Origin of the sequence: Fodinibius sp. (assembly GCF_041642155.1) — a bacterium.
Classification (GTDB): Bacteria; Bacteroidota; Rhodothermia; order Balneolales; family Balneolaceae; genus Fodinibius.
On record NZ_JBEPWZ010000282.1, the window covers coordinates 1 to 3856 of the forward strand.

The 3856-nt window shown below is 52.0% G+C and carries 3 protein-coding genes and 1 pseudogene; all 4 read left to right on the forward strand.

All coding sequences use genetic code 11. From position 1 onward, the window contains the following. Window positions 1–540, forward strand: a 540-nt coding sequence (locus tag ACESLU_RS12680) for a galactokinase (RefSeq protein WP_372639008.1), incomplete at its 5' end; no start/stop codon positions are given. Next, the gene (locus tag ACESLU_RS12685; protein WP_372639009.1) at window positions 537–1577 is read left to right on the forward strand and encodes a UDP-glucose--hexose-1-phosphate uridylyltransferase; all 1041 of its coding nucleotides are present in this window, start codon (window positions 537–539) and stop codon (window positions 1575–1577) included. The genes ACESLU_RS12680 and ACESLU_RS12685, both read left to right, overlap by 4 nt. 319 nt (window positions 1578–1896) lie before the next feature. Beyond that, the gene (locus ACESLU_RS12690; RefSeq protein ID WP_372639010.1) at window positions 1897–3210 is read left to right on the forward strand and encodes a Gfo/Idh/MocA family protein; all 1314 of its coding nucleotides are present in this window, start codon (window positions 1897–1899) and stop codon (window positions 3208–3210) included. Window positions 3211–3252: 42 nt separating this feature from the next. Beyond that, window positions 3253–3856 (forward strand): annotated as a pseudogene (locus ACESLU_RS12695) (amidohydrolase); the annotation flags it as partial.

Here is a 3856-nt window from a genome sequence, read left to right on the forward strand (position 1 = left end):
GCGTCCTCGGAATACAACGTGCGCCGCTCGCAATGCGAAGAAGGGGTTCGAATTCTACAACAGTATGAGCCCGGTATTGACAGCCTCCGTGATGTTACCCGGGATCTGTTAAACAAGCACCGGCAAGAATTGGATCCCGTGGTTTTTAAGCGCTGCACCTATATTCTGGAAGAAAATAAACGGGTGCTGGATGCCTGCCAAGATCTGGAAAAGAATGATATCCTTTCTTTCGGGCAGCGCATGTACGCCTCGCATGCGGGACTCCGGGATCAGTATGAAGTCAGTTGCGCTGAGCTGGATATACTTGTTGAGGCGGCCCGGACCATCAACGGGGTGATGGGTGCCCGCATGATGGGCGGCGGATTTGGCGGCTGTACTATTAACCTCGTCGAAGATCAATACCTGAACCTTTTCAAAGAACGGATTTCCAAACGATATCAAAAAGAAACCGGCCGGGAAATAGCCATTTACCAGGCAAAAGTGTCCTCGGGAACCCAGCTTGTTGATCTTCCGAACATTAAAACCGGAGAAAAGTTATGACCCTCGATCTCACGAATCATCCGCACAGGCGTCTGAATCCCCTTACGGGCGAGTGGATACAGGTCTCCCCCCACCGGGCCCAGCGTCCCTGGCAGGGCAAGGAGGAAAGCACGTCCACTGCACAAAAAACAGAATATGACCCGGACTGTTATTTGTGTCCCGGTAATGACCGGGCAGGGGATGCCAGGAACCCGGAATACGACTCCACCTTTGTTTTTACCAACGACTTCAGTGCCCTGAAGCCGGGCACGCCCTCGGAATACAGGAATACCGGTGATCTCCTGGTTGCCAAAGGAGAGAAAGGTATCTGCAGGGTAATCTGCTTTTCACCGCGCCACGATCTGACGCTGCCTGAGATGGAGACTTCTCAAATCCGGCAGGTCGTTGACTTGTGGACCCGGGAATACCGGGACTTGGGCCGTCGCAAATATATCAATTACGTGCAGATCTTTGAAAACAAAGGGGAAATTATGGGATGCAGCAATCCGCATCCGCACGGACAGATATGGGCCCAGGAAACCATTCCCGATGAGCCGGCCAAAGAATGGAAGCAGCAGACTGACTATTATAGCAAGCACGGTCAAACGCTGCTTTCAGACTATTTGACCCTCGAACTCGAGCTCAAAGAACGAGTGGTGGTTGAAAACGAGCATTTTGTAGTGGTGGTTCCCTACTGGGCCTTCTGGCCGTTTGAGACGCTGGTGATAAGCCGGCGACCTTTTTCCCGGTTTACCGATATGACGGATGAAGAACAGGGGGGACTGGCAGATATTATTAAGCAGGTCACGGTCAAATACGATAATCTTTTTGAGGTTTCTTTTCCCTATTCAGCAGGCTTCCATCCAGCTCCTACCGATGAAGAGGAGCATCCGGAGTGGCATTTTCATATGCATTTCTATCCGCCCTTGTTACGCTCTGCCACCGTCAAAAAGTTCCGGGTGGGGTACGAGATGCTGGGTAATCCACAACGCGATATCACCCCGGAGGCAAGCGCGAAACTACTAAAGGGATTGTCCCCCGAGCATTATAAAAAATAGAGGCTCGGTCGTCCGGCATATTTGGCGGACGTGCAGCTGATGCTGATGTTGCTACGTCCGACATGCTTGTCAACCTGCCCGGTAACGCTTTCATGCCGTAAATTAAGGGAACTCTTCCTTTCTTATTTTGAATTCATCAATTTTATTACGTTCATTCTTTTAGAAAGCTTTGCAATACCGTGCGTCCCGAGCATACTATTCGTGCTGTTGTCAGACGGGCTGAGGCATTTTTCGGAAGGCAAAATCGGCTATTCGATGAGTTTTGCAAGGCCCCGTGTTACAGAATTAAAAAACACTTTCAACCAAAGAATAGAAAATTATGGGTGAATCCAGAAGAAGTTTTATAAGGAAGTCCGCATTGGGGATGGCCGGTCTGACGATCGGCGGGATGGGCATGAGCAGCGCAAGCTATGCCAATATTATAGGTTCCAATGAGCGGCTGAACCTGGCGGTCATTGGACTGGGACGCAGGGCCCATGCCTGGCCGGAGGCGATAGCACTCGAAGAAAGCAACGCCCGGCTGCTATATTTGTGTGATGTCATGGAAAGCCGCCGAGAATCAGCGGCCGAAAACTATTCGGAGGTCCTGGGATACACCCCCGAGCTTGAAATCGATGTTCGCAATATTTTCGAAGACCGGGAGGTGGATGCGATCATCAACGCCACTCCCGACCACTGGCATGCCCCCGGCACCTGCTATGCTTCAGAGGCCGGCAAGCATGTCTATGTAGAAAAACCCTGCAGCCATAATCCCCGGGAGGGCGAGCTGCTGGTCGAATGTCAGCAAAAGCACGGCAATGTAATCCAGATGGGCAATCAGCGGCGGGCGTCCGGCATAACCCAGGAGATGATCAGGGAAATTCATAACGGACTGATCGGGGAACCCTATAAAGCGGTTGCCTCATATTACAACGACCGGGGAGAGGTCCCGGTGGCCACCCCTGCACCGGTACCGGAAGGCTTGGACTGGGAGCTGTTTCAGGGGCCGGCCCCCCGCCAGGAATACGTGCACAATGCCTGGGATTACAACTGGCACTGGTATGGGTGGAAATGGGGCACCGCTGAAGCCGGTAACAATGCGATTCATGCGGTGGATATCGCCCGGTGGGCCCTGCAGGTTGAACATCCGAAACAGGTTGTGACCATAGCCCATAAGCGGCATTTTCCTGACGACGGATGGACCATGTACGATACGATGGATGCCACGCTGACGTTTCCGGGGGACAAAGTTATTCAGTGGGACGGTAAGAGTCGAAACGGCTACGATACCTATGGGGGACAGGGTCCGGTGATCTACGGTACCGAAGGGGTTATCAAGCTCCACAGCTCCGGATATGATTTATATGACCGGGGAGGCGATTTGATCCGTTCGGATTCGGATGAGGAGGATACGGGACGAAGCAGAATAAACGGGCATGTACTGAATTTTCTCCATGCCATCCGCGGGAAAGCGGAGCTGAATTCACCCATTGAGGAAGGCGCCACAAGTACGCTGCTTTGCCACCTGATGAATATTTCGGCAAGAACAGGCAAGACACTGGATATCAACGCTGAAGACGGGCATATCCAAGACGGGGAAGCCATGCAGCTGTGGGATCGTGAATACGAGCCGGGATGGGAACCGGAGGTATGACAATATCCCCATATCCAGAAGAAACAGTACTCAATTTGATGCATGAAAGGATCTCACTTTGTCTCCAGGCGTACTTTCATAGTTAACTCGGGTTTATTACTGGCCGGAGCAGCCCTGAAGATACCGGGTGCCGGAACATCCAATACGGGAAAAGAACCTATTATTGATGTTCATGTCCACACCGATTACCACGGGCGGACCAACAGCGAGCTGGTAGCTCATCAAAAGAAACTGGGCGCGACCACCTCTATTCTCCTGCCCGCATGGCGGCCTGACAGAGATCTGAAGGGCATACAATTCTATATCAGCGGCCGGGAGCGATGGGAAACAACCGGTAATGAAGCCTGTTTTCAGTTGGCCCGGGAGTATTCCGATATGTTTATTTTTGCGGCAAATGAGGTTCCCGGACTGCCTGAGACGATCTCAACACTTGAACATTATTTGGAGAAAGGGGCTCCCATGATCGGAGAACTAAAATTTGCTATAGCATGCGATGCCCCGGCGATGCAGGAGATCTACCAGCTGGCCCGATCCCATAAGGTACCGGTGCTGATGCACTGGCAGCATGGCAGTTATAATTATGGATTTGAACGATTTCCCAAGATGCTGGAGAAATACCCCGCGGTGAATTTCATTGGTCACGCCC